At 73.4% G+C, this 24090-nt stretch carries 22 protein-coding genes and 1 riboswitch; of the genes, 11 read left to right on the top strand and 11 right to left on the bottom strand.

Features of this window, described 5'->3' with window-relative positions:
* Positions 1-32 precede the first annotated feature (32 nt).
* Entirely contained in the window at positions 33-476 is a 444-nt protein-coding gene (locus tag ACZ4MU_RS28415) for a hypothetical protein (protein WP_467881953.1), read from the bottom strand.
* A gap of 451 nt (positions 477-927) precedes the next feature.
* On the opposite strand from ACZ4MU_RS28415, the gene ACZ4MU_RS28410 reads away from it, so the two are divergent.
* From ACZ4MU_RS28410 to ACZ4MU_RS28385, 6 genes are all read left to right on the top strand, one after another.
* A complete protein-coding gene (locus ACZ4MU_RS28410) occupies positions 928-2298 on the top strand; it encodes an amidase (RefSeq protein WP_467881951.1) in 1371 nt (456 codons plus the stop codon).
* An 83-nt stretch (positions 2299-2381) separates the two neighbouring features.
* The gene (locus tag ACZ4MU_RS28405; RefSeq protein WP_467881950.1) at positions 2382-2507 is read left to right on the top strand and encodes a hypothetical protein; all 126 of its coding nucleotides are present in this window, start codon (positions 2382-2384) and stop codon (positions 2505-2507) included.
* 206 nt (positions 2508-2713) lie between these two features.
* A complete protein-coding gene (locus ACZ4MU_RS28400; protein WP_467881948.1) occupies positions 2714-4108 on the top strand; it encodes a hypothetical protein in 1395 nt (464 codons plus the stop codon).
* Between the two features lie 106 nt (positions 4109-4214).
* Positions 4215-6485 carry a SpoIIE family protein phosphatase gene (locus ACZ4MU_RS28395; protein ID WP_467881946.1) on the top strand — a complete coding sequence of 757 codons (2271 nt, stop codon included), beginning with the start codon at positions 4215-4217 and terminating at the stop codon, positions 6483-6485.
* A gap of 144 nt (positions 6486-6629) precedes the next feature.
* On the top strand, positions 6630-7499 hold the full coding sequence (locus tag ACZ4MU_RS28390) for an AAA family ATPase (protein WP_467881944.1): 870 nt from the start codon (positions 6630-6632) through the stop codon (positions 7497-7499).
* Positions 7496-8845 (top strand): VWA domain-containing protein, encoded by a 1350-nt coding sequence (locus ACZ4MU_RS28385; RefSeq protein ID WP_467881942.1) that lies wholly within the window; start codon positions 7496-7498, stop codon positions 8843-8845. The genes ACZ4MU_RS28390 and ACZ4MU_RS28385 overlap by 4 nt, the downstream gene beginning before the upstream one ends.
* A gap of 27 nt (positions 8846-8872) precedes the next feature.
* Here ACZ4MU_RS28385 and ACZ4MU_RS28380 read toward each other — a convergent pair whose 3' ends face one another.
* Positions 8873-10255 (bottom strand): FAD-binding oxidoreductase, encoded by a 1383-nt coding sequence (locus ACZ4MU_RS28380; protein ID WP_467881940.1) that lies wholly within the window; start codon positions 10253-10255, stop codon positions 8873-8875.
* Between the two features lie 250 nt (positions 10256-10505).
* Between ACZ4MU_RS28380 and ACZ4MU_RS28375 the strand changes: the two genes are divergently transcribed.
* Positions 10506-11627 carry a sulfite oxidase gene (locus ACZ4MU_RS28375; protein WP_467881938.1) on the top strand — a complete coding sequence of 374 codons (1122 nt, stop codon included), beginning with the start codon at positions 10506-10508 and terminating at the stop codon, positions 11625-11627.
* An 18-nt stretch (positions 11628-11645) separates the two neighbouring features.
* On the opposite strand, the gene ACZ4MU_RS28370 is transcribed toward ACZ4MU_RS28375, so the two are convergent.
* Entirely contained in the window at positions 11646-12317 is a 672-nt protein-coding gene (locus ACZ4MU_RS28370; RefSeq protein ID WP_467881937.1) for a DUF4232 domain-containing protein, read from the bottom strand.
* Between the two features lie 258 nt (positions 12318-12575).
* On the opposite strand from ACZ4MU_RS28370, the gene ACZ4MU_RS28365 reads away from it, so the two are divergent.
* The 3 genes from ACZ4MU_RS28365 (at position 12576) to ACZ4MU_RS28355 (ending at position 15037) form a co-directional block, all read left to right on the top strand.
* A complete protein-coding gene (locus tag ACZ4MU_RS28365) occupies positions 12576-13511 on the top strand; it encodes an ABC transporter ATP-binding protein (RefSeq protein ID WP_467881936.1) in 936 nt (311 codons plus the stop codon).
* Complete coding sequence (locus tag ACZ4MU_RS28360; RefSeq protein ID WP_467881934.1) at positions 13508-14494, top strand: ABC-2 transporter permease; 987 nt, start codon at positions 13508-13510, stop codon at positions 14492-14494. Before ACZ4MU_RS28365 ends, ACZ4MU_RS28360 begins: the two co-directional genes overlap by 4 nt.
* Positions 14495-14626: 132 nt before the next feature.
* Positions 14627-15037, top strand: a complete 411-nt coding sequence (locus ACZ4MU_RS28355; RefSeq protein ID WP_467881933.1) for a GntR family transcriptional regulator — start codon at positions 14627-14629, stop codon at positions 15035-15037.
* A gap of 43 nt (positions 15038-15080) precedes the next feature.
* Here the strand turns inward: ACZ4MU_RS28355 and ACZ4MU_RS28350 are convergent, their stop codons facing one another.
* Both ACZ4MU_RS28350 and ACZ4MU_RS28345 read right to left on the bottom strand, forming a co-directional pair.
* Entirely contained in the window at positions 15081-16607 is a 1527-nt protein-coding gene (locus ACZ4MU_RS28350) for a DEAD/DEAH box helicase (RefSeq protein WP_467881931.1), read from the bottom strand.
* 346 nt (positions 16608-16953) lie between these two features.
* A complete protein-coding gene (locus ACZ4MU_RS28345) occupies positions 16954-17157 on the bottom strand; it encodes a cold-shock protein (protein ID WP_067161837.1) in 204 nt (67 codons plus the stop codon).
* Between the two features lie 391 nt (positions 17158-17548).
* Here ACZ4MU_RS28345 and ACZ4MU_RS28340 point away from each other — a divergent pair, with 391 nt between their 5' ends.
* Positions 17549-18229, top strand: coding sequence for a LamG domain-containing protein (locus ACZ4MU_RS28340; RefSeq protein ID WP_467881929.1), 681 nt, complete (start codon positions 17549-17551; stop codon positions 18227-18229).
* A 47-nt stretch (positions 18230-18276) separates the two neighbouring features.
* Here the strand turns inward: ACZ4MU_RS28340 and ACZ4MU_RS28335 are convergent, their stop codons facing one another.
* The 6 genes from ACZ4MU_RS28335 to ACZ4MU_RS28310 form a co-directional block, all read right to left on the bottom strand.
* The gene (locus ACZ4MU_RS28335; RefSeq protein ID WP_467881927.1) at positions 18277-19011 is read right to left on the bottom strand and encodes an LmeA family phospholipid-binding protein; all 735 of its coding nucleotides are present in this window, start codon (positions 19009-19011) and stop codon (positions 18277-18279) included.
* Positions 19005-19598, bottom strand: coding sequence for a TetR/AcrR family transcriptional regulator (locus ACZ4MU_RS28330; RefSeq protein WP_467881925.1), 594 nt, complete (start codon positions 19596-19598; stop codon positions 19005-19007). Before ACZ4MU_RS28330 ends, ACZ4MU_RS28335 begins: the two co-directional genes overlap by 7 nt.
* 108 nt (positions 19599-19706) lie before the next feature.
* Positions 19707-20537, bottom strand: a complete 831-nt coding sequence (locus ACZ4MU_RS28325) for a transglycosylase SLT domain-containing protein (RefSeq protein WP_467881923.1) — start codon at positions 20535-20537, stop codon at positions 19707-19709.
* A gap of 4 nt (positions 20538-20541) precedes the next feature.
* Positions 20542-20726, bottom strand: a riboswitch (cyclic di-AMP (ydaO/yuaA leader).
* A 392-nt stretch (positions 20727-21118) separates the two neighbouring features.
* Positions 21119-22021 (bottom strand): oxidoreductase, encoded by a 903-nt coding sequence (locus tag ACZ4MU_RS28320; RefSeq protein WP_467881921.1) that lies wholly within the window; start codon positions 22019-22021, stop codon positions 21119-21121.
* Positions 22022-22271: 250 nt separating this feature from the next.
* Entirely contained in the window at positions 22272-23132 is an 861-nt protein-coding gene (locus ACZ4MU_RS28315) for a dioxygenase family protein (RefSeq protein ID WP_467881919.1), read from the bottom strand.
* A gap of 40 nt (positions 23133-23172) precedes the next feature.
* On the bottom strand, positions 23173-24060 hold the full coding sequence (locus tag ACZ4MU_RS28310; RefSeq protein WP_467881917.1) for a helix-turn-helix transcriptional regulator: 888 nt from the start codon (positions 24058-24060) through the stop codon (positions 23173-23175).
* Between the last annotated feature and the right edge of the window lie 30 nt (positions 24061-24090).

Below are 24090 nucleotides of genomic sequence, written 5' to 3'. Positions count from 1 at the left end.
CCAATTCCGGGCAACCCCGGGACGTATGCGGGTCAGCGTACGATCTGGTCGCCGTCCGGCACGTCCTCGACCGTCACGATGGCGCGCGGCTGCCTCAGCCCGAGTGCCACCGCCTCCGCCAGTCCCTCGAAGTCCCGGCCCGCGGGCTGCGGTACCGCTTCCCCGTCGCCGTACGCCTCGATCGCCCGTGTGAAGTAGCCGGGGTGCCAGGCGCCCACGGCGCCCCGGACCTCGACGGCGGCGACCCGGCGCCCTGCCACGGCCTCGCGCAGCGCGGGCAGGACCGCGTCGGACCGCAGTTCGCCCGGCACCTGGAACAGGCTGGCGTGGGCACCGGCCAGTCCGCCCCCGCGCAGCCGGACCGTCACCGTCAGACAGCTGGTGACGGAGGGGTAGGTGAGCACGCCGCCCCTGGCCACCTCCCTGACCTGCCCCTCGGTCACGGTGGCGGTGGCGGGCGCCACGTGGGCAGGCAACGCGGCCCCTGCACTCCGTGGCTGCGCCGGGGCCGGGGCGGTCGCGACGGCCGCGAGGAGGGGCAGGGCCAGGGCGAGTACCACGGCGCGTGATCCGGTACGGGGTAGGGAGGTGTGCCGGGGCGTTCGGCGGGAGGACAAGAAGGCTCCTGTTCGAGGTGGGACGTGGACGGGCGACCAACGCTCGCGTCGGTTGCCCGGCTCCCATCATCCGAGGTCGGGGCGGTGGAGAACAAAATGGCCCGGCGCGGCCCCGGCCGGGGTTGCGGCGCCGGGCCACCGCTCGGCCCCGCGCGGCCTGCCGGAGCCGCCGCCGTTCCCCGGCCCGGGGCCGGGCCGGTCCGGCCGCGTCGGGGGGCGGAGATCCACGGGTATCGACAGAAGACACCTGGGTCGTCCACAGTGGCCTCCCGTCGTCGTGACACGAGCCAGCAAGCGCCGAGGAGCCACCGTGACCCAGTGGGCAGGCCGGACCGCCGTCGAGATGGCCGAGGCCGTCCGGCGGAAGGAGGTCACACCGCGCGAGGTGGCCGCCGACCACCTCGCGGCGATCGCCGCGCGGAACGGGCGCGTCGGCGCGTTCCGCGTGGTGCGCGCCGCGGCCGCGCTCGCGGAGGCGGACGCGGTCGGCGCCCGTGCCGACCTGTCCCGGCTGCCGCTCGCCGGTGTTCCCGTGGCCGTCAAGGACAACCTGCCGGTACGCGGCGAGTCGACCCGCAACGGCTCGGCGGCCACCCCCACGACCCTCGCGGCCGAGGACCATGTGACCGTCGCCCGGCTGCGGGCGGCGGGCGCTGTGGTGGTGGGCCTCACGCACGTACCGGAGCTGTGTGTCTTCGGAACCACCGACGGGGTCCACGGCATCGCCCGCAACCCCTGGGACCCGTCGCGTACGGCGGGTGGCTCGTCCGGGGGCGGCGCGGCGGCGGTCGCGGCGGGCCTGGTGCCGCTCGCGCTCGGCAACGACGGTATGGGGTCCCTGCGGATACCGGCCGCGCACTGCGGCCTGGTCGGACTCAAGCCCGGCACCGGGCGCGTTCCGGCCGACCTCGGCGGCGGCTGGTTCGGGATGTCGGAGAACGGCCCGCTGGCGACGACGGCCGCCGACGCACGGCTGATGTTCTCGGTGCTGGCGGGCGAGACACCGCGCGGGGACGACGAACCGGCGAGCCCGTCACGCCCGCTCAGGATCGCCGTATCCACGCGCAGCCCGATCGCGGGGGTGCGGGTGAGCGGCGCGCACGCCGCCCTCGCCCGCCGGGCGGCCCGGGCGCTCGCGGCGGCCGGCCACCGCGTCCGCGTCGCCCATCCGCCCTACCCCCTCACGTTCGGCGCGGTCGTCCTGGCCCGCTGGACGGGAGGCACCGCGCAGGACGCCGAGGGACTCGACCCGCGCCTGCTCACTCCGCGCACCCGGCGCCACGCGGCGATCGGCCGGGCCGCGGGTCGGCTCGGGATGCTGCGCGCGGACCACCGGGGCGCGCTGAACCGGCGGTTGGCGCCCTTCTTCGAGGAGTACGACGTCCTGCTGACGCCCGCGCTGGCCCGGCGCGGCCCGGCGGCCGACGCCTGGCACGAGCGCGGCTGGCTGGCCAACGTCGCTGTCAACACGGCCTGTTCGCCGATGACCCCGCCGTGGAACCTCTCGGGGCACCCCGCTCTCTCGATGCCGTTCGGGTCGCTGCCGACGGGTCTGCCGGGTTCGGTCCAGCTGGTCGGCCGCCCGGGCTCCGAGCACCGACTCCTCGGCCTGGTGGCGCAGCTGGAGGGTTCACACCCCTGGAAGCGCACCGCGCCGGTCACCGGTCGGGGCCGGGCGTGACGGTGCGCGCGGCTTGACTGAGAGCGCGTACGAGGACTGCGGCGTCGCCGAACCCGCGGTGTCGGCTGACGATCCGACGGACGGTGAGGTCGCGCGACGCTCTCACCACCGGTGTCAGCGCCCACGCGACCGACCCGGTACGAGCCGCGCGGCTGTGGCGGCTCTCCGCCGGACTGACCGGGGTCGACGCGTTCGCGCGGAGCGCCTGACGGGGAGGGGCGGTCCGGGCCCCCGGGCCGCCGCGCCCGCGCCTGAAGCCCTGCCTCCTTTACGTAAATGAAGCTTCAACCGTCCTGGCACGCCCACGAGTTGGCGGGAACTCAAGATGACTGGCGTCCCGCGCGCATGACATGATCACCTTCGCGTTACTCCCGAGTAGCGACCCCCCTCCTCCCATCCGAAGGTCACCATCTCCGTGCGCACGTTCACCACCCGCCTCCTGGTGCCGGGCCTGGCCACCCTGGCCCTCGCCGCCACCGGCTGCTCCTCCTCCGGGCACAGCGACGCGGCACAGCCCGGCAGCACCGCCACCATCGCGGTGGCCGCCGACGACACGCGGCAGCTAGACGTGGCCGCCGCGCCCCAGGAGCCGTCCGCGCCGACGGCGGTGGCCCGCCCCGGCACGGGCCAGGGCCGCCCGCGGACGTCCTCGCTGAAGGTCGCCTCCTACGACCGGACGAGCCGACGGGCCGTCATATCCACGGCCCCGCGGCGTCCCACCGGCGCACCCGGCCACTCGCCCGCGCCCGCGCCCGACAAGCCCGTCGCCGTCGGCGACGTCATCGCCAGCGCCCCGGCGCCCGGCGCCCCCGACGGACTGCTCGCCAAGGTCACCGAGGTCGGCAAGAAGACCGACCGCGGAACCGAGGTCAGGACCGCCCCCACCACGCTGGCCTCCGTCCTCAAGGACGACAAGGCCGACGGCAAGGTCCCGGTCGACCCGTCCTCGGTGAGGGTCGAGCCTCTGATGAAGGGCGTCACCTTCTCCTGGGCCAAGGGCAAGGGCCTCACCTTCGGCCCCAAGGGCGCCAAGCTGCCCCTCGGCAACCTGCGCCTGGACGTGAACGCCGCCGTCGACACCGCCGAGGACGCCCCGGCCTCCGCCGGCGCCTCGGTCTCCGGCTTCGTCCAGCTCGCCCCCGAGGTGGAGTTCTCGTACGACGGCGGTACCGGTGCCGGGCCGCGCTCCGCCTTCCTCGGCATGAGCGGCGACTGGTCCTCGCAGTGGGCGCTCAAGGGCCGCGCCGCCGCCACCACCGGCGCCCCCAAGCGCATCCCGTTCGCCAAGCTGCACAGCGCGCCCGTCATCCAGGTCGGCCCCGTCCCGGTCGTCGTCAACCTCGACCTGACCTGCTACGTCCAGGTCGAGGCGGACGGCCGCGTCACGCTCGACGTGGCGCAGGACGTCAAGGGCGGCTTCCGCGTCGGCGGCAGCTACGCCTCCGGCAAGGGCTGGAGGCCGGTCAGCACCTCCGCCGTGCACAGCTCGCCGGTGACGGCCACCGTGACCGCGGCCGGACGCGTCAAGGGCGCCATGGGCGCGGAGGCCTCCGTCGGCCTGTACGGGGCCGTCGGCGTCAGCGCCGACTTCGCGCCCCACCTGCGCGGCGAGGCCGACGCGAAGGCGACCGCGTCGACCGGCGGCAAGGCGTCCGTATCGGGTGCCTGGGCCGTGTACGGCGGGTTCGACCTCAGCGGACGGCTCCACTTCCAGCTGTCCCTGTTCGGCACGCCGGTCTTCGAGCGCCGCATCCCGCTCGGCGCGCTGCACCGTGAGTGGCCGCTGGCCGAGGGGCACGCGGCGCGCTAGGGCGCGCACTCGTCCGGCGGGGGGCCCACGAGGTGCGGGCCCCCCGCCCCGTGGCGCATTCTTGCTGTACCACCTACCGCGCGGCGCGCGGACGAGGGCAGACGAGATGACCGAGAGCGCCGAGAGCCGGCGCCGGGCGCCGGGAAAGCTGACCGCACTGCTCACCGGGGCCGTGGCGGAGGGCATGCGCGCCGTCGGCGGCCATGTGGGCGGTGTGTACCTGCGCTCCAGCACCCCCGGGCTGCTGCGGCTCGCCGTGCTGGCCGGGCTGCCCGGGCCGCTGTTCCGCCCCTGGTGGCGCATGCACGTGGACCGCCCCTTCCCGGTCGCCGACTCCCATCGGCTCGGCGTCGAGATCCAGCTCGCCGACCCCACCGAGACCATGCGCCGCTACCCCCAGCTCGCGGCCGGGCTGCCGTTCCGCTTCGGCTCGGTGTACGTACCGGTCGTCGGGGCGTCGACGGCGTACGGGGTCCTGAGCGTGCTGTGCCCCGCCGCGCCGGACGCCACCTCCGCGCCCCGGGACCGCGACCGCCTCACCGAGGCCGCCCAGGGCCTGGGCGCCGCCCTGCTCGACCTGGAGGCGGAGGGACCGGCGGTCGTCTGGGACGGCGAGCCGCTGTGCGTACCGCCCCCGTCCGACGGGGCACCGGCCGACCGTCCGGCCGGGGAGCACGCCGCCGACCAGCTCCCCGAGGGTGTCTTCACCCTGGACCGGCTGGGCCTGATCAGCTACGTCAACCCACGCGCCGCCCTGCTCCTCGGCCACCCCCGCAGCGAACTGCTCGGGCAGCCCCTCGACCACGCCGTGCCCTGGCTGGCGCAGCCCTCCTGCCAGGACCACCTTCGCGGCGCCCTGCTCTCCAGGGACCCGGTGCACTTCCAGGTCAGACGCCCGCAGCCGCCCGGCGCGGACCCGCGGACCGGGGAGGGTTACGGCGACCGGCTCGCGCTGTCCGTCTACCCCGGCCCCGACGGGCTGACGTTCACCGCGGTCCCCGTGGGCCGGGAGGCGGACGCCGCCGGGTCCGCCTCCACGCCCGGGGCCGCTGCCCGCGAGGGACGGGAGCCCGGCCAACCGCCGTTCGGCCCGCCGCCGGCCCCGGCGGCACCCGACGGCCTTCCCCCCGCGCCCGCCGACCGGGCGGGTGGCGCGGAATCCCTCTACCCGCCGGTCTTCCTCGCCCTGGCCCTGAGCGAGGCGGTCACCGCCCGCCAGGTCTCCGCGGTGGTGATGCAGGAGCTGCTCCCCGCGTTCGGCGGCCGCCGCCTCGCCCTCTATCTGCTCCAGGACCGGCACCTCTATCTGGCCTGGGAGAGCGGCTTCCCCCAGGGCTTCCTCGACCCCTTCGACGGGGTCGCGCTGGACGTGCGGCTGCCCGGTGTCGACACCCTCACCCACGGCCGCCCGCTCTTCTTCGAGTCGATGGAGCAGCTCGCCGCGGCCTATCCCGGCATCCCCCTCGACGCCGAGGAGGGCGCCCGCGCCTTCCTGCCGCTGATCGCCTCGGGGCGCCCGGTCGGCTCCTGCATCCTCGGCTTCGACCGGCCGCGCGGCTTCAGCCCGCAGGAGCGCACGGTCCTCACCGCGCTCGCCGGTCTCATCGCCCAGGCCCTGGAGCGGGCCCAGCGCTACGACACCGAGGCCGCCCTCGCCCGCGGGCTCCAGGCGGCCCTGCTTCCCCACCGTCTGCCCGCCCACCCGCGGGTGGAGACGGCGGGACGGTATCTGCCCGGCACCCAGGGCATGGACGTGGGCGGCGACTGGTACGACGTCGTGGAGGCCGGGGACGGTCTGGCGCTGGTCATCGGCGACGTCCAGGGGCACGGGGTGCAGGCCGCGGCCACCATGGGCCAACTGCGCAGCGCGGTACGGGCCTTCGCGCTCGGCGGGCATCCGCCCGAGGAGGTGATGAGCGGCACCAACCGGCTGCTCATCGACCTCGACCCGGGCCAGTTCGCCAGCTGCTGCTACATCAGGCTCGACCCGCTCACCGGCGAGGCGCGGGCGGCCCGCGCCGGGCATCCGCAGCCGCTGCTGCGCCACCCCGACGGCCGGGCCGAGGTCCTGGACCTGCCCGGTGGTGTGGTGCTGGGGGTGGCCCCGGACGCGGTGTATCCGGTGGCGGACCTGCGCCTGGAGCCGGGCGCGGTGCTCGCCCTGTACACCGACGGGCTGGTCGAGCGGCCCGGCACCGACATCGACGAGGGCGTGGAGCGGCTGCGCGCGTCGCTCTCCCGGGCGGCCACGCCCACCCGGCGCACCGGCCCGTCCCTGGGCGGCACCGCGGACCTGCTGATCGAGGAGGCCCGGCTGGCCACCGACCGCCCGGACGACATCGCGCTCCTGCTGACCACCCGCCGCGCCCCGCGCTGACGCGCCCCGCCCGGCGGACCGTGACCTTCGCCGCAAAGCGTGCCCGCCCGTTGTGGACAGCCCCGGGAGCTGATCGAGTACGTACGGCAACGCACGAGCGCGCCGCGCGACCGTCCGCCGAGCGGGAGACCAGGAGAACGCCCCATGACGACCGGGTACTTCACGTCCGTGGACGACGTCCGCACGCGCCTGGCCGAGGCCGGTTATCTGGCGTCCCCGGCCGTGGCCACCACCGTCTTCCTCGCCGACCGGCTGGGCAAGCCGCTCCTCGTCGAGGGCCCGGCGGGCGTCGGCAAGACGGAGCTCGCCAAGGCGGTCGCCCAGGTCGCGGACGCCGGACTCATCCGGCTCCAGTGCTACGAGGGCGTCGACGAGTCCCGGGCACTGTACGAGTGGAACCACGCCAAGCAGTTGCTGCGCATCACCGCGGGCCGCGACGAGTCGTGGGACGAGGCCCGCACGGACATCTTCGGCGAGGAGTTCCTGCTGCCCCGCCCCCTGCTCACGGCCATCCGTGGCAGCGATCCCAAGGTCCTCCTCATCGACGAGGTCGACAAGGCGGACGTGGAGGTCGAGGGGCTGCTCCTGGAAGTCCTCAGCGACTTCCAGGTCACCGTGCCCGAGCTGGGCACGATCACGGCGACGCGCCGCCCGTTCGTGGTGCTCACCTCCAACGCGAGCCGCGAGCTCTCCGAGGCCCTGCGCCGCCGCTGCCTCTTCCTGCACATCGGCTTCCCCGAGGAGGAGCTGGAGCGCCGCATCGTACGGATGCGGGTGCCCGGGCTCGACGGGGCGCTGGCCGCGTCCGTGGTGCGGGTGGTGGGGGCGCTGCGGGCGATGGACCTGCGCAAGGCGCCCTCGGTCGCGGAGACCGTCGACTGGGCCCGTACGCTGCTGGCGCTGGGCGCGGGCACCCTCGACGAGAACGTCGTGCGCGACAGCCTGGGCGTCCTTCTCAAACACCAGGACGACGTGCTGAAGGCCGCCGCCAAACTCGACCTGGACGCCGTGTGACCGCGCTGCCCGACCGGCTCACGGATCTGGTCCGCACCCTGCGCGCCCACGGGCTGCGGATCGGCCCGGGCGAGACGGTCGACGCGGCGGCCGCCCTTGAGGTGCTGGGCTTCGACGACCGCGAGCGGATGCGGGAGGGGCTGGCGGCGGCGCTGCTGCACCATGAGGGGCAGCGGGCGGTCTTCGACCCCGTCTTCGACCTGTACTTCCCGCTGCGCGTCGGCGCCCCCGCCGTCACCGGAGGTGACCCGGCGGACCTGCGCGACCGGCTGGCCGCCGCGCTCGCCGCCGACGACCGGGCGGCGCTGGGGCGGCTGGCGGCCGAGGCGGTGGACGCCCTCGGCGGATACGGCGCCTCGCCCGGCCCGGACGGTTTCTCCGCGCACCAGACCCTCGACCGGCTGCGCCCGCAGACGCTGCTCGCCCGGGTGCGGTCCACCCTCGCCCAGGAAGCCCAGGACGCCGGCTTCACCGACCGGCTGACCGACGACGAGATCCGCCGCCGCATCCAGCTCTTCCGCGAGCAGGTGGGCACCGAGGCACGCCGCCGGGTGGCGGAGCGGCGCGGCACCGACGAGATCGCGCGCCGCGCCCTGCGGCCCACCGCCGACCGGGTCGACTTCCTGGTGGCCGGTCGCGCCCAACTCGACGAGCTGCGCCGGTCGGTGCAGCCGCTGGCACGCAAACTGGCCACCCGCCTCGCGGCGCGCCGGCGCCGTGCGGCCCGCGGCCGTATCGATCTGCGCCGCACCCTGCGCGGTTCGCTGTCGACGGGCGGCGTCCCCATGCGCCCGGTCCTGCGCCGCCGCCGTCCCGTACGCCCCGAACTCGTCCTGCTCTGTGACGTGTCCGGCTCGGTCGCCGGGTTCGCGAACTTCACCATGCTGCTCGTGCGGGCGCTCCACGACCAGTTCGCCAAGGTGCGGGTGTTCGCCTTCGTCAACCGCGTAGACGAGGTCACCGGGCTGCTGCGCACCGGAGCGGCGGACCCGGCGGGCCTGGGCGGGCGCATCGCCGGGGAGGCGGCGGTGACCGGCTGGCACGACAGCAGCGACTACGGCACCTCGCTCGGGGAGTTCGCCGAGCGCTACCTGGACGCGGTCGGCCCGCGCACCGCCGTCTTCGTCCTGGGGGACGCCCGGACGAACATGAGCGACCCCAACCTCCCGGCGCTGCGGCGCATCGCGGAGCGCGCCCGCCGGGTCTACTGGCTCAACCCGGAACCGGCGTCCCTGTGGTCGACCGGGGACTCCGCGGCGCTCGCCTACGCCGAGGTGGTCGAGATGCACGTGTGCCGCAACGCCCAGCAGCTCGGCGGCCTCGTCGCCCGGCTCCTGCCGGTGTGACGCGCCCGGCCCGGCCGCCGGCCGGCGCTAGCCGCGGGCGGGTTCGATGTTCTGGTTGGCGTGGAAGAGGTTGTGCGGGTCGTAGGCGCGCTTCACCGCGGCCAGCCGGTCGTACTGGTCGCGGTAGGTGGCCCTGACCCGCTCCTGGCCCTCCCCCGCGCCGATGAAGTTCACGTAACTGCCGCCCATGGAGTGCGGGTGCAGCTCCTCCCAGTAGTCCACGCACCACTGCCGGACGGTCTCGGCGTTGGCCGGGTCGGGGTCGATGCCGCCGATGACCCCGGACCAGACGGCGTCCCGGTAGCCCCAGGCGGTGTCGCCCGGCTTGACGCGGTGGGCGGCGCCGTCCACCGGGTACAGGTGCATGGTCGACAGGTCGGTGGGAATGCCCTCGGCGTACTTGGCGTGGACGTCGACGGCCCCGTCGGTGATCCGGTCGAAGAACGCGCCGCGCCAGTACCACTGAAGGCCGGCGGGGATCAGCTCGTCGAACATGCTCTGCACCATGGGGTACGGCATCGGCGCGGTGAAGTGGAAGGCGGGCGGGCCGGGTTCGGCCACCGGCGCGAACACCTTGCCGGCCTCGTCGGGATCCCCGGTCCAGCACCACACCACCCCGCACATCTTCTGCCCGTGGATCTCCTCCGGGAACGGCGGCCCCGGCGGGACGACGAGCACCGCGAAGAACCCGTTCAGGTCCTCGGGCGCCTGCGGCAGGAACTCGCGGTACCACCGCAGTACGTCACCGATGCGGTCCAGCGTCCACACGGTGACGCCGAGCACCACGGTGTGCACCGGGTGCACCGAGAAGGTGAAGGAGGTGACGACGCCGAAGTTTCCGCCGCCGCCGCGCAGCGCCCAGAACAGGTCGGGGTGGCTGCGCTCGTTCACGGTGACGAAGCTGCCGTCCGCGAGCACCACGTCGGCCGCCAGCAGGTTGTCGATGGTCAGCCCGTACTTGCGGGTCAGATGGCCGTGGCCGCCGCCGAGGGTCAGCCCCGCGACGCCGGTCGTCGACATGATGCCGCCGGGCGTGGCCAGACCGAACGCGTGGGCCGCGTGGTCCAGGTCGCCCATCAGGCAGCCGCCGCCGACCTGCGCGATCTCCGACGAGGGGTCGACGCGCGCCCAGCGCATGGGCGACAGGTCGAGGGTGACCCCGTCGTCCACCAGGCACAGGCCCGCCCCGCTGTGCCCGCCCCCGCGGACCGCGAGTTCGAGGCCGTGGTCGCGGACGAAGTCGACCGCGTCGACGACATCGCCCGCGTCCGCGCACCGCACGACCGCGGCCGGCCGCCGGTCGATCATCGCGTTGTAGATCGTGCGGGCCTCGGTGTACCCCGGGTCCTGCGGGCCGATCACCGGACCGCGCAGCACGGTCCGCATCGCCTCCAGCGTCGTGCCGTCCATGACGGTCTCCCTTGCCGTGGCACGGCAGGCGAGGTCCGTGTACGCGCGGGCCCGCCCGGCCCTTTCCCTGCTGGGCCGCCGGTGGGTTCTCGCGCGCCGGTGCCCCGGCGCCCCCACGGGTCTCGGCCGCTGACGGGCGCCACAGGGCTGACACCTCAAGCGTCTCCCCGCGGCCCGGGACACGCAATCCCCGGCCCGCCCCGCCGCCCTTGGAGATGACCGGGCCCGGCCACGGGCGCACGATGGGGGCATGGACGCCCGTTTCGGTGACATCAGCACCCCGGGCCGGATCGCCGGGCCGGCGGAGGGCATCAGCCCCGAGGAGCTCGCCCTCGCGGCCCGCAACCACGGCCTGCCCCTGGAGGCCCTGCGCTACGACGTCACCCCGCCCGGGCTGCACTACGTCCTGGTGCACTACGACATCCCGTACGCCGACCCGGACACCTGGGAACTCACCGTGGACGGCCGGGTGCGCAGCGCGCTCACCCTGGACATGGCGGCCCTGCGCGCCTTCCCGGCGGTCACCCACCGGGTGACCATGGAGTGCGCGGGCAACGGCCGGGCCCTGCTCTCCCCGCGTCCCGTCAGCCAGCCGTGGCTGACCGGAGCGGTGGGGACCGCGGAGTGGACGGGGGTGCCGCTGCGCACGCTGCTGCTCGCCGAGGCCGGGGTGGAACCGGACGCGGTGGAGGTGGTCTTCACCGGCGCGGACCACGGCGTCGAGCGCGGTGTGGAGCAGGACTACCAGCGCAGCCTCCCCCTGGCCGAGGCCCTCGGCCGGGACCCCGAGGTGCTGGTGGCGTACGAGATGAACGGCGCCCCGCTGCCGCCGCAGCACGGCCGTCCGCTGCGGCTGGTCGTGCCGGGGTGGTACGGCATGGCCCACGTCAAGTGGCTGCGCGCGATCACGCTCACCGCGACCCCGTTCACCGGCTTCCAGCAGCAAGTGGCCTACCGCTACCGGCAGTCGGCGAAGGAGCCGGGCGACCCGGTGACCCGGATCGCCCCGCGCGCGCTGATGATCCCGCCCGGCTTCCCGGACTTCATGTCCCGCACCCGTGTGGTGCGCCCCGGCCGCGTCCTGCTGGAGGGCCGGGCCTGGTCGGGGCGGGCGCCGGTCACCCGGGTCGAGGTGAGCACGGACGGCGGGCAGGGTTGGTTCGAGGGCGAACTGGCCCCGGCGGTCGGACACGGCTGGGCCTGGCGCCGCTGGCGGGCCCTGTGGACGGCCACCCCGGGCAGCCACGTCCTGAGCGCCCGCGCCACCGACGCCACGGGCGCCACCCAGCCGCTCATCCAGCCCTGGAACCGCGGCGGCTTCGCCAACAACCTGGTTCAGCGGATCGAGGTGTTCTGCCCCGAGGACGGCTGAGCGGACCGGACCTCGGGTTCAAGAGGGCTTGGTGGCCGAGAGCGCGGTGACCTTCACCTTGTTGTCGCACTCGGCGAACACCCCGTCGTCCAGGGCCGTCTGGTGACGCCCGGCACCCGGCACCCCGAGGACCAGGGTCGGGTACGAGGACGGCTCGGCCCCCGACACGCAGTACCCGTCGGCCTCACCCTGGACCTGCACGAACGTCAGCTTCGTCCAGGCGCGGCCGCCCGGGGCGAGCAGGACCGTGGAGGCGGTGCCGACAGGGGTGACGGCGAGGGGGGTGTTCTTGTCCGGGGCGCCGTTGCCCGCACCGGCCACCGTGACGAACCCCTTCACCGAGCAGGGGTGCGCGGAGGTGTTGGCGAAGCCGACGACGGCCGCGCCAATGCCGGTGCCCTGGGGGCGGTCGGCCGCCTGGTGGGCCGGGGTGACCTTCAGGTCGGTGATCGCGCACTTGGGGGCCGCGTGCCTGGGCTTGGTGCTGCCCGCGGTCCCGGGGTGGGTGGGGTGCTTGGTGGTGGGCGCGGTGGTCTGCGGTGTGGCTTTGGCGGTGGGGATCACCGGGGACGCGGCGGCGCCCGACCCGGATCCGCTGCCGCCACCGGGCTCGCAGCCGACCACCAGGACACCGGCCACCGCGGCCGTCGCCGCCACCGTCATCACCCGACGCATATGTGAGTAGTCCATGACTCCCCCGAGGATATGGCCGGTACACCCCGGCACTCGCCGAACAACACACCGGGGCGGCGGCGATGGTTCGCGCGGACGGGAAGGTGTGGCACGACGGTGACAATCCGCCGCCCGAGACCTGCGGACGCACCCGCCCCCGCCCGGTCACCGGGGCCGCCCCGCTCTCCCCCGCGGGTTGACACCCCCTCGGCCCCGACCCCATGATTCCACTAGTCAACTAGTGGAATCATGGAAAGGGGGGAGGCAGTGCCCGACATGAACGCTCCTGGCGCGGCCGACACCCGCTGGGCCCTGGAAGCGCGTGGGCTGGGGAGGAAGTACCGACGGGGCTGGGCCCTGCGGGACTGCACCTTCCGGCTCGCGGCCGGCCGCATCTGCGGCCTCGTGGGACCCAACGGCGCCGGAAAGAGCACCCTGCTCAACCTGGCGACCCGGCTCGTCCGGCCGAGCACCGGCGAGCTGCGGATCTTCGGCATCCCGGCCGGCTCCCCCGCCGCACTGCCCCGGATCGCGTATCTCGCTCAGGACAAGCCGATGTTCAAGCGCTTCACCGTGGCCGAGTCGCTGCGGCTGGGCCAGGAGCTCAACCCGGGCTGGGACCAGGCCGCGGCCGAGCGCATCGTGCGGGGCGGGCCCGTCCCGATGAACGCCAGGATCGGCACCCTCTCGGGCGGCCAGCGCACCCGAGTGGCCTTCGCGCTCGCCTTCGGCAAACGGCCCGACCTGCTGCTCCTGGACGAGCCGATGGCCGATCTCGACCCGGTCGCCCGTGACGAGCTCAGCTCGCTGCTGATGTCCGAGGCCGTCGAGCGCGGGACCACGGTCCTGATGTCCTCGCACATCCTCGGCGACCTGGAGCACATGTGTGACCACCTCCTCGTCCTGGCCGAAGGACGGGTCCGGATGGCGGGCGAGACGGACGAGCTGGTGCCGATGCACACCCTGGTCACCGGTGTCACCACCGACCGGGGCCTGCCCCCCGCCCTGCGCACCCACACCGTGATCGAATCCCGCACCGCGGGACGGCAGTTCACGGCGATGGTCCGCACCGAGGGCCCGCTCACCGGCAACTGGCAGCTCGCCGAGCCCAGTATGGAAGAAGTGCTGCTCGCCTACCTCCGCAACCCCCAGGCGCCCGCGCTGCTGTCCCCGGCCGCCGCTCCCGGCCACCAGGAGGAGTACGCGATATGAGCACCCTCACCCGTCCCTCCGCCACCGGCGAGCCGGCCCGCACCCGGCCCAGGAGGCTGCGCGGACCGCTCTGGCTCGTGACGCGCCAGCACCGGGCGGTCCTGATCGTCTGCGCGGCGGCGACCGTGATCGGCGCGGCCCTGATCATCCACCAGCGCGGCGCCATGCTGGACGAGGCGCACGCGGCCGGCTGGCCCGCCACCGCCGTGGACGACTTCGACGGCGCCCGGCGCATGCGGATGTCGGACACGTTCAACGACTTCGCCACCTACGCGGGGTATCTCCCGCTGCTCTTCGGCGTCTTCCTCGGCGCCCCCCTGCTCGCCGCGGACCTGGAGAACGGCACGGCACGGCTGGCCACCACACAGTCGGTGCCCCGCTCGCGCTGGCTGCTGTGGAAACTCGGCTTCGCGCTGAGCCTCGTCCTGGTGACCACCGCGGTCCTCGGAGCGCTGCTGACCTGGTACTGGCACGCCGCGCGGCCGTTCGTCTCCAGCGACTGGCTGGACGGGACCATCTTCAACAACACGGGGCCGGTGCTGCTCACCTCCGCGCTGTTCACGACCTCGCTCGGCATCGTCATCGGCGCGCTGGCGCGCCGTGCGGTGACCGCGATGACGCTGACCTTCTTCGGCGCCTTCGCCTTCTCGGTGGCCTTCGACTACATCAAGCCGCACCTCGCCACACCCCGCCGGGTCGCCTTCCCCCTGGACACTGCCCAGCCGGCGGTGCTGGACGGCTCGGTCCAGGTGGACCAGTGGATCGGCACCGCGTCCGGCAAGCTCTACGGCTGGGGCACCTGTGTCCATGACGCGAGCCCGGAGCGCTGCCGCGCCCAGAAGGGCATCGTCAACAGCGTGTGGGACTACTTCGGTTACGACCAGATGGCCACCCTCCAGTGGACCGCGGCCGCTCTGCTGACCGCGGGAGCCGCGGGCCTGCTCGCACTGGCCGTGTGGCGCACCCGCAGCCAGGCGTTCTAAGGGCGTCCGGCCCGGCCGGGCGACCGGCCGGGCATAGGCTGTACGCCACCGTACGCAAGGGAGCCGCGCCCCGGATCCCGTGACGTCCGGGGCGCGAACGGCAGGGATTCCAACCGAAGGAAGGCAGGTGCGATGGTCGCGTTCCGTGTGGACCGCCGCGGCGGCCTGCCCGCCTACCTCCAGATCGTCCACCAGGTGGAGCAGGCGCTGCGCATGGGCGCCCTGGCCGAGGGCGACAAGCTGCCGACCGCGGCCCAGGTGGCCGCCACCACGAAGGTCAACCCCAACACCACCCTCAAGGCCTACCGCGAACTGGAGCGCGCCGGTCTGGTCGAGGTGCGCCAGGGTGCGGGCACGTTCATCACCCGCTCGCTCGCCACCCCGCAGACCGCCCCGGAGTCTCCGCTGCGCGCCCGGCTCGGGGAGTGGCTGCGCGAGGCGCGGGCGGCGGGCCTGACCGAGGACGACGTGACGACGCTGTTCGACGCGCTGCTCACCGAGGTCTTCCCGGCGAGCACGCCCACCCACACCCCGGCCCGCTGAGCGCCGCCCGGCCCGGCCGGGCGGCGCCCGCGTGCGGTTGCGGCTAGGCGGAGCGGCGTACGCGGGCCGCCTTGCGGGCCTCGGCGAGCTGCTGGGCCTCGGTGGTCCGCCGGCTTCCGCCGGAGCGGCCGGGGCGGCCCGGGGTGGTGCCGATGCCCCGGAACGGGGCTCCGCCGCGCTTGGGCCGCTCGGCCGCGGGCGCGTTGCCGATCGGGACGCCCGACGGCGCCTGGGCGCCCGTGATCCGGTTCAGCTCGGCCTCGCCGGAGCGGACCTGGGTGATCTGCGGCCGGATGCCCGCGTCCGCCATCAGCCGGGTCATGTCGCGGCGCTGGTTGGGCGTGACCAGGGTGACGACGCTGCCGGACTCACCCGCGCGGGCAGTGCGGCCGCCCCGGTGCAGGTAGTCCTTGTGGTCGGCGGGCGGATCGACGTTGACGACCAGGTCGAGGTCGTCGACGTGGATGCCACGGGCCGCCACGTTCGTCGCCACCAACGTGGTGACCTGTCCGTCCTTGAACTGGGCCAGGGTGCGGGTGCGCTGCGGCTGCGACTTGCCGCCGTGCAGCGCGGCGGCCCGTACACCGCTGCTCATCAGGTGCTTGGTGAACTGGTCGACGGCGTGCTTGGTGTCCAGGAACATGATCACCCGGCCCTCGCGGGCGGCGATCTCCGTGGCGGTGGCGTACTTGTCGGCGCCGTGCACGTGCAGCAGGTGGTGCTCCATCGTGGTGACCGCCGCCGCCGAGGGGTCGACGGAGTGGACCACCGGGTCGCTCAGATAGCGGCGCACCAGCAGGTCCACGTTGCGGTCCAGGGTCGCCGAGAACAGCATCCGCTGCCCCTCGGGACGGACCAGGTCGAGCAGCTCGGTGACCTGCGGCATGAAGCCCATGTCGGCCATCTGGTCGGCCTCGTCCAGCACGGTGATGTCCACCCGGTCCAGCCGGCAGTCACGGCGCTCCACGAGGTCCTTGAGGCGCCCGGGGGTGGCCACGACGACCTCGGCGCCCGAGCGCAGCGCCCCGGCCTGCCGACCGATCGACATCCCGCCGACGACGGTGGCCAGGCGCAGCCGGAGCGACCTGGCGTACGGGGTGAGCGCGTCGGTGACCTGCTGGGCGAGTTCCCGGGTGGGGACGAGGATCAGGGCCAGCGGCTGCTTGGAGTCGGCGCGCTTGCCGGCCGTACGGGCCAGGAGCGCGAGGCCGAAGGCGAGGGTCTTGCCGGAGCCGGTGCGGCCCCGGCCGAGGACGTCACGGCCCGCGAGGGAGTTCGGCAGGGTGGCGGCCTGGATGGGGAACGGCTCCGTCACGCCCTGGTCGGTGAGCGCCGCCAGCAGCGGGGCGGGCATGTCCAGGTCGGCGAACGCCTCGGCCGCGGGCAGCGCCGGGGTGACGGTGACCGGCAGGGTGAATTCACCCTGCGGGGCGGCGGGGCGCCGACTGCGGCCCGCGGAGCGGCTCTGGGCCTGGGCGCGGTAGCGGGCGCCACCGCGTTCGGCGCCGCCGGATCCGGATCCGTTGCGGGCGCCGTAGGAACGGTCATTCGTGCGAGCTGATCGGTTCATGCAGAACCTTCCTCGATATGGCACGTATCGAGGAATTCGCGGCAGATATGACTGCCGGGGAATCGCAAGAACGAGCCGGAAGAAAAGACGAGAACGAGCCCGGTTCGGCCGCGTCGTCGCGGGCCGCCGCCGGGCCTCGGAATACCTGCCGTGCGCCGGCCGGCGGGAACGGTCCCGGCGGGGCGGTGGCGCGTGCGGCGGTACCCGGTGTGCCGCGCGTCGTGGAGTGCCGTCCACGGCACGCCGGACACGCGCCGCAGGGCGGCGTGTCCTGGAGACAGCAACGAGCTGGGGCCCGTACACAAGGTGCGGGCCCCAGCTGCGTCATACCTGCGCTTCAGTGGCGTCAGGCGGGGGTGATGTTCTCCGCCTGCGGGCCCTTCTGGCCCTGCGTGACGTCGAAGTTCACCTTCTGGCCTTCCTGAAGCTCACGGAAGCCCTGGGTGGCGATGTTCGAGTAGTGGGCGAACACGTCCGGGCCGCCACCCTCCTGCTCGATGAAGCCGAAGCCCTTTTCCGAGTTGAACCACTTCACGGTGCCAGTAGCCATGTCATATCTCCTTCGGGGCATTGCCCTTGGGATCCACACTGTGTGAACCCCGGCGTCGCCGCGATGATTACCCCGTCCGGAAAGCCCCGGAAATACAAAAGTGCCCGGCGGAAGATTGCCCGCCCAGGCACTTGAAGTCTTTGGGAACCACAACTGCAACTGAGATCAACAGTAGCACGGGTCGGCCGCCGCGTACAGCAAATGCCGAACTTTTCAGCCGTACGCCGCAGAATCCCTGATCCGCCGGGGAAAGCACGCCCCACCACGCCCCCAACCCGGCCACCCGGCCCTTTGCTTATGTAAAGCATACTTTCGGGGGTACGGGGAGAGGATGCGGGGCGACTCCCGGAAGGCGCCCCGGCGCGCCCCGCGCCTGTGCCAGAGTGGTGCCGTGCTCCCCGAGGCCCCGCGGTCCCCCGTCCTCACCGCCGACTTCACCTCCCCCGCGCAGTGGGTCGCGGGCCGATCCTGGGCGTATCCGGACGGCGGCCCCGTCAACCCCGGCGACGACAAGCTCGACCATCTGGTCCCCGACGCCGAGTACAGCCGCAGCGGCACGTTCCTGGCGAGGCGCCGCGCCGACGGCGCGTGGAACACGGGGCTGCTGACCACCGAGGGCAGCGACGAGGACTTCATGGTGCGCGCGGGTGACGTCCTGGAGGCCCGGGTCCGGCTGCCCCGCGAGCAGGGGGCCTGGCCGGCGATCTGGACCTGGCGGGACGGCGGCCAGGAGGTCGACGTGTTCGAGTACCACCCCGACAACCCCGACCTCCTGGAACTGACCAACCACGTCCGGGACGCCCACCACTCCCACCGCGACCCCTCCGTCGCGCCCGGCGCGCTCCTCGATCTGCGGGTCGAGTTCGGCGCGCGCTCGGTGACGTGGTGGGTGAACGGCACACCGGTCTTCGCCGACCACAAGGGGGTGGGCCGCCGCTGGCACGCCCACCTCATCGTCAACCTCTCGGTCAGCGCGGGCCGTTTCCACCCGCGTCCCGCTCCCGAGGTCTCGGAGATGTCGTTCGAGGTGCCCGCGCTGCGGGTGTACCGGGAGCCGTCAACCACCGTATGAGAACGGCTTCGTGACACCTCGTCACCCGGTCGACGTCCGACGGCGCCTCAGGCGCGGGCGTCCGTACGGAAGGTGACGTCCTTGCCGGAGAGGGTCGCGGTGAGTCCGTCGGGTGTGGTGGTGACGGAGGTGAGCGCCAGACCGTCCGGGATGCCGTCGAGCCTCACCTCGCGCTCCAGCATCCCCGTGACGATCGTGCGCATCGCCTTGGGCAGACCGTCGTCCACCTTCACGGACCGCAGCTTGAGCGTGCGCCCGTCCGCCATCTCCACGCGGGCACTGGCCCCGACCCCACCGATGAGCGGCAGCGTGGCGGTGGCCGCCACGCGCGGCTCGGCCCCGGTGCTGTCCCGGCTGTAGCCGATGTCGATGCCGAGCGCGCCGGAGAGGTCCCGGTAGGAGACGAAGGCGGTGGCCCTGGCGGAGGCGGCGTGGGCCTCGGAGGCGTCGGAGGAGCGGCGCAGGTGGTCGAGTTCGACGTTCAGCTTGGTGATGGGGAGCCGACCGCCGTCGCGGCCCGCCGGTATGTCCGATGCCTCGATGTCGACGCGGTCGAGGGTGCCCCCGGCCAGCTGGGTCAGTACGGGGAAGCCGTGCACCCGCACCTGGGGTGCGGACGGGAGCCCCTGGGCCTCCTGGAACGCGTCGGCCGTACGGTGTTCCGTCCAGGCCGCGGCGGCACGGTCCCCGGCCACGCCCAGTCCCGCGAGCACGACCACGGCGACGGCGTACTTGCGCCATCCCCGCAGGGCCCGTCCGGCCGCGGCACGCGCCTTCAGCACGGGGCCCCCTCGCCGGGGACGGGGTGCGCGCAGATCCCGCACGCGGCGCGGAAGGCGCTCAGGAGCGGGGCGCGCAGCAGCTCGTCCGGGATGTCCTGACGCGCGGCGACGGTGCTGACCAGGCCGGTCACGGCCAGCTGCGCCCGGATCGTGCCCACCAGGTCGTCCGCGTCGGCGAAGGCGGCCAGGGTCTCCGTGCGGTGGTCGCCCAGATCCCCCATGCCCTCCACTCCGGCGAGCGCCCCGGGCAGCAGCGGCAGCCCCGAGTTGAAGAGCAGGGCGAGCCGCGAGCGGTGGCGCAGGGCCAGATCGACCAGGTCGGCCGAGGCGCGCAGGCGCCGCTCGGGCCCCTGCGGCAGGGCGCCCCAGGTGGCCCGGAGCGCGGCGAACTCGGTCAGCGGACCGATGAGCGTCGCGGCCAGCAGCCGTTCCTTGGAGGGGAAGCGGTGCAGCAGCCCGGTCTTGGAGTAGCCGACCCGGTCCGCGATCTCCTGCACCGAGGTGCCGAGGTAGCCCTGGGCGGTGAAGAGCGCGGCGGCAGCCTCGACGATCTCCGCGTCGAGTTCTGCGCGCGTCGGGCGTGGCATGCGGTCCTCCCCTGAGCCTGGTCACGTCACCGTAACAGACCATCTGGTCCCAGATGGACCAGGTGGTCCGCAGCGGTGGCGTGCGGCCGCAGAGAGGCGTCGATCAGATCAGTACGGGCCGTTCACGTTGTCGATCGAGCCGTACGTCTTCGCCGCGTAGTTGCACGCGGCGACGATGTTGGCGACGGGGTCGTAGCTGTCCGTCGACGTACCGGGCACATGGAAGGCCTGGAAGGTGGGGTCGATGACCTGGAGGAGCCCCTTGGAGGGGGTACCGGCGACGGCGTTGGAGTCCCAGTTGTTGATGGCGAAGGGGTTGCCCGACGACTCGCGCATGACATTGCGGTAGATGCCGTCGTAGGAGCCGGGGATGCCGTGCTGGGCCATGATGTCCAGCGACTGCCGGATCCAGCCGTCCAGGTTGTCGCCGTACGTCTTCGCCACGGCGGCGGTCGCCTGCTGGGGCGGCGTGCCCGTCCGCGCCGAACGGTCGGCCCGGGCCGGGGTGGCGGGGCGGTCGGCGGACGCGGCCTTCGCCTTCTTGCCCACCGCCAGCTGGAGGCCGGGGTGGATCAGCGCCGGGTTGCCACCGATGGCCTGGCGGTTGTCCTGGTAGAGCTTCTTCCAGCCGCCGCTCACGTCGAGGTCCTGGGCGATCTTGGAGAGGGTGTCCCCGGCGACGACGGAGTAGGTCGTCCCGGCCGCCTTCGCCGCGGGGGCCTTCTTCGCCACGATCGGCTGTGCGGACACCGCGCCCTTGGCGGCGACGGCGGGCGCGGCCTTCGGGAGCCCGGCGTGCGGGGCGGCCGAGGGCGCTGCCCCGGCGCTCGTCGCGCCGATCACCGGAATGATGAGCGCGGCGCCGCCCGTGCCCGCGGCGGCGATGCCCCGGGTGAGGGTGCTGGACTTGGGGCGGCGGTGCTTACCCTTTGCAGGCATGGCGAATTCCTCTCCTTCGCCTGCGAGGTGAGCTGTCGGGTTCGGGCGAGAGCTGCCCGGCCGCGCTGCACGCGGCTTCACCCCGAGCCGTTCCGTCATCCGGATCCGGCGACTACCTGGGTCCCCCGCTCCTGCCTTTTCGTGTGTGGGAGGTATCCGGACAGCGGCAGGATTCGGCGGTCCATCCGGATTTGAGCGTGACCGTAATCGAATGGGCCCGACGGAAACAAGAGCTCGAATTCATTCCGACACCGGAGAGAAAGATCCAGCAGGGCCGGGGATACGGGCTCCCTTCTTCCCGTATCCCCAACTCGCCTTCCGGGAAAGGGAATGAGGACGTCATGATCGGCCTGCCCACACGGACCCGGAGTGACTCACTTCACTTCTTCGGGCGTCTTGGGGAGGGATTCCTGGGCGCATCCACCGAGAAAGAACCGGCACCGGCCGCACCCAAAAGAAAGGCTAAGCCCCTTTATCATTCCCAATGAATAGATTGACGACATAAAAGCGAAACAGGCCGTCGGTGGTTCATATCGGACATCTGGGCAGGCCTCGGCGGACCTGGCCGGGCCCGGGCGGCCTCAGACGGGCGTCTCCAGCAGGGCCGCCTCCTCGTCGGTGAGCCGCAGCCCGCCCGCGGCCACGTTCTCCACCAGGTGGTCCGGGTTGCCCGTGCCGGGGATGGCCAGCACGTGCTCGCCCTGCCGGAGTGTCCAGGCGAGGCGGATCTGCGCGGGCGTCGCATGGTGCGCGCGGGCGACCGCGAGGACCGCCTCGCTCTCCCCGGCGCCCGTCTGCCCCGCGCCGCTCTCGCGCCCCTCGCCGGCGATGGCGAAGAACGGGACGAACGCGATGCCCTGCGCGCCGCAGAGCCGCAGCACCTCGTCGGAGCCCGTACGCCTGCTGTCCAGGCCGTACCGGTTCTGCACGCAGACCACGGGCGCGATCGCCTGGGCCTCCGCCAGGTGCTCGGGGCCGACGTTGGAGATGCCCAGGTGGCGGATGAGCCCCGCCTCGCGCAACTCGGCCAGCGCCCCGAAGTGCTCCGCGAGCGAACCGGGCCCGTTCAGGCGCAGGTTGACCACGTCGAGGTGGTCGCGGCCGAGCTGACGCAGATTCTCCTCCACCTGGCCGCGCAGTTGGTCCGGACGGGCCCAGGGCAGCCAGGCGCCGGAGGCGTCGCGTCCCGGACCGACCTTGGTGACGATGACCAGATCGTCCCGGTAGGGCGCGAGCGCCCGGTTGATGAGCTCGTTGGCGGAACGGAGCCGGGAGAAGTAAAAGGCCGCGGTGTCGATGTGGTTGACACCGAGTTCGACCGCGCGCCGCAGCACGCCGAGGGAGCGCTCGCGGTCGCTCGGCGTGCCGAGGTCGAACGCGGCGCTCCCGGTCAGGCGCATCGCGCCGAATCCCAGGCGGTTGACCGACAGGTCACCGAGTTTCCAGGCGCCCGCGGCCGCCGCGTCGATCGTCTCCGTAGTCATGATCGCAGTGTGCCATCCGCACCCATGCGATCGGAACGCCCAACTCCACGGAGTCGACGCACTCCTGGGAAAGGTACGACCGGAGAGCTTTCTTGCCGCCATCACCCTCAACGGGGCGCGTTTTGACTTCGACTACCGCGCCTTTCCCCCTTCCCTTCTCTTCCCTTCACCTTTCCGCACAAGGACGGCCGAACATTCGCGCCGCATCACGTGAATTCACGGCAACGCGGTGAGGCGGTAAGGGGACTGTTTACTCCGCGCGCCACAGCGCGGGGACGTTCGGGGGTTCCCAGCCCGGCTGGGCGGTGTGTGCCTGGAGGCAGACGTACCCGCGACCGCCATAGGCGGCGCGGTCGCCCGAGCGGTAGGCGGTGCCGACGGACCAGGTGGTTCCGGGGGGCGGGCCGGTGGGGGTGGGGGTCGGTGACGGCGACTGGGCCACGTCCAGGACGAAGTCGAACGCCGCCTCCTTCGCGCCGCCCGCGTCCCGTACGGTCATCAGCAGGCGGGCGTCGAAGATCGAGTCGGTGTTGTTGCGCGGCTCGCCGGGGAAGTACAGCTGGGTGGTGAGCACCGGCCGGCCGGGCGCCTGGGCCTTCACATGGATGTGGCGGGTGCGGCCCGGGTAGAGGCCCGGCACGATCGTGGTGAGCTTGAACGCCCCTCGCGCGTCCGTGTACTGGTGCCCACGGAAACGGAAGCCGGTGTTGTCGTAGGCCCCGTTGGTGTCGGCCTGCCAGAAGTCGAGCAGTACGCGACTCAGCGGCAGGCAGGCCCGGCCGAAGACGTATCCGGTGACGGTGAGGCGGGTGCCTGGGGTTCCCGGTTCGAGGAGCGAGGTGCGTTCCGGGGAGTTCGGTTTGAAGTACGGGCCCTCGGTCTGTGCCGGGGTGGGGTGGTCGCCGTCGTCGCACGGCGGGGTGAGCTGAGGGGCGGTGCCGCTGCCTGCGGCGCCTCGGGCCAGGGCGGGCACCCCGGCCAGGGACACGGGCACGGCCACTCCGGCCGCGAGCGCGGCCCGCAGCACGGTCTTGCGGCTGGGCCGGGGGCGCCCGCCGTTGTCCGTGGGGCGGTTCTCGTCACGCCTGGTCACGTCGCTGTCGCCGTCCATGGCTGCTCCTTGGGGGGGAGGGTTGGGGACGGCTACGACGCTAGGCGGACGATCGTGTCCGGGCGATGGACGCGATGCGGTGGTCGTGGTGATAATCCCCGCCGCCGCGCCGGAAGTCACCGGGGCTGGTGCCGGTCTCCCGGCGGAAGAAGCGGCAGAAGTAGGCGGGATCGGTGAACCCGACCCGTCCGCCGACCTGCCGTACCGTCAACTCGGTGTGGAGCAGCAGCCGTTTGGCCTCGTGGGTGCGGGCCTGGCGGATGAGCTCACCGGGAGTGCGGCCGGTGGCCTCCTTCACGGCCTCGGTCAGATACCCCACGGACACCCCGATCCGCTCCGCACACGCCCGTACGGACGACGGCAGGTCGTCGGCCCGCGCCAGCAGGGCGGTGAACCGCCCCGCGACACCGCTCGCGCGGGCGAGGTCGTGACCGACGGGGGGTGCGGGCAGTCGCGCGGCCCGTACGAGCAGGACGTGCAGCAACGCGCGCAGCACTCCGTGGAACCCCTCGGCCCCCGTCCGGTACTCCTCGTACATCTCCCCCACCAGCGAGGAAGCCCAGCCCTCCGCCTCGCGGTCCAGCTCCAGCCAGGGGCGGGGCCCGAGTCCGCGCAGCAGGGCGACGTCGTCGGGGTGGTCGAGCAGGAAGTCCTCGGTGAAGAGGATCACCCATCCCTCGGGCCCGTCCGCGCACTCCCACTGATGGACCTGTCCGGGGGCGATGACGCACAGGTGCGGTGGCCGCAGCGCGAACCGGGCGAGGTCGAGCACATGGGCGCCGGTGCCGCCGGTGATGTGCACGATCTCGTAGAAGGTGTGCCGGTGGGGGAAGTCGGCACGGGACATCGCGCCGATGGTGTCGAAGGTGCCCATGGCGAAGGGCAGCGAGTTGGGCATCGGCACTTCCAGCCGGTGCAAGGGCGGCACCCCGCCCTCTCCCCCACACCCGTCCCCACC

The organism is Streptomyces sp. NPDC026377, from assembly GCF_055567715.1.
The sequence above is the reverse complement of the archived record's forward strand: the minus strand, read 5'-3'. Positions and strand labels throughout refer to the sequence as shown.

Excerpts from the sequence above, each read along its gene's own strand:
- ACZ4MU_RS28315 (WP_467881919.1), bottom strand. The coding sequence starts at position 23,132 with ATGGACGGCGACAGCGACGTGACCAGGCGTGACGAGAACCGCCCCACG.
- ACZ4MU_RS28395 (WP_467881946.1), top strand. The coding sequence starts at position 4,215 with ATGACCGAGAGCGCCGAGAGCCGGCGCCGGGCGCCGGGAAAGCTGACC.
- ACZ4MU_RS28365 (WP_467881936.1), top strand. The coding sequence starts at position 12,576 with ATGAACGCTCCTGGCGCGGCCGACACCCGCTGGGCCCTGGAAGCGCGT.
- ACZ4MU_RS28355 (WP_467881933.1), top strand. The coding sequence starts at position 14,627 with ATGGTCGCGTTCCGTGTGGACCGCCGCGGCGGCCTGCCCGCCTACCTC.
- ACZ4MU_RS28330 (WP_467881925.1), bottom strand. The coding sequence starts at position 19,598 with ATGCCACGCCCGACGCGCGCAGAACTCGACGCGGAGATCGTCGAGGCT.
- ACZ4MU_RS28325 (WP_467881923.1), bottom strand. The coding sequence starts at position 20,537 with ATGCCTGCAAAGGGTAAGCACCGCCGCCCCAAGTCCAGCACCCTCACC.
- ACZ4MU_RS28360 (WP_467881934.1), top strand. The coding sequence starts at position 13,508 with ATGAGCACCCTCACCCGTCCCTCCGCCACCGGCGAGCCGGCCCGCACC.
- ACZ4MU_RS28345 (WP_067161837.1), bottom strand. The coding sequence starts at position 17,157 with ATGGCTACTGGCACCGTGAAGTGGTTCAACTCGGAAAAGGGCTTCGGC.
- ACZ4MU_RS28390 (WP_467881944.1), top strand. The coding sequence starts at position 6,630 with ATGACGACCGGGTACTTCACGTCCGTGGACGACGTCCGCACGCGCCTG.
- ACZ4MU_RS28320 (WP_467881921.1), bottom strand. The coding sequence starts at position 22,021 with ATGACTACGGAGACGATCGACGCGGCGGCCGCGGGCGCCTGGAAACTC.
- ACZ4MU_RS28350 (WP_467881931.1), bottom strand. The coding sequence starts at position 16,607 with ATGAACCGATCAGCTCGCACGAATGACCGTTCCTACGGCGCCCGCAAC.
- ACZ4MU_RS28370 (WP_467881937.1), bottom strand. The coding sequence starts at position 12,317 with ATGGACTACTCACATATGCGTCGGGTGATGACGGTGGCGGCGACGGCC.
- ACZ4MU_RS28375 (WP_467881938.1), top strand. The coding sequence starts at position 10,506 with ATGGACGCCCGTTTCGGTGACATCAGCACCCCGGGCCGGATCGCCGGG.
- ACZ4MU_RS28380 (WP_467881940.1), bottom strand. The coding sequence starts at position 10,255 with ATGGACGGCACGACGCTGGAGGCGATGCGGACCGTGCTGCGCGGTCCG.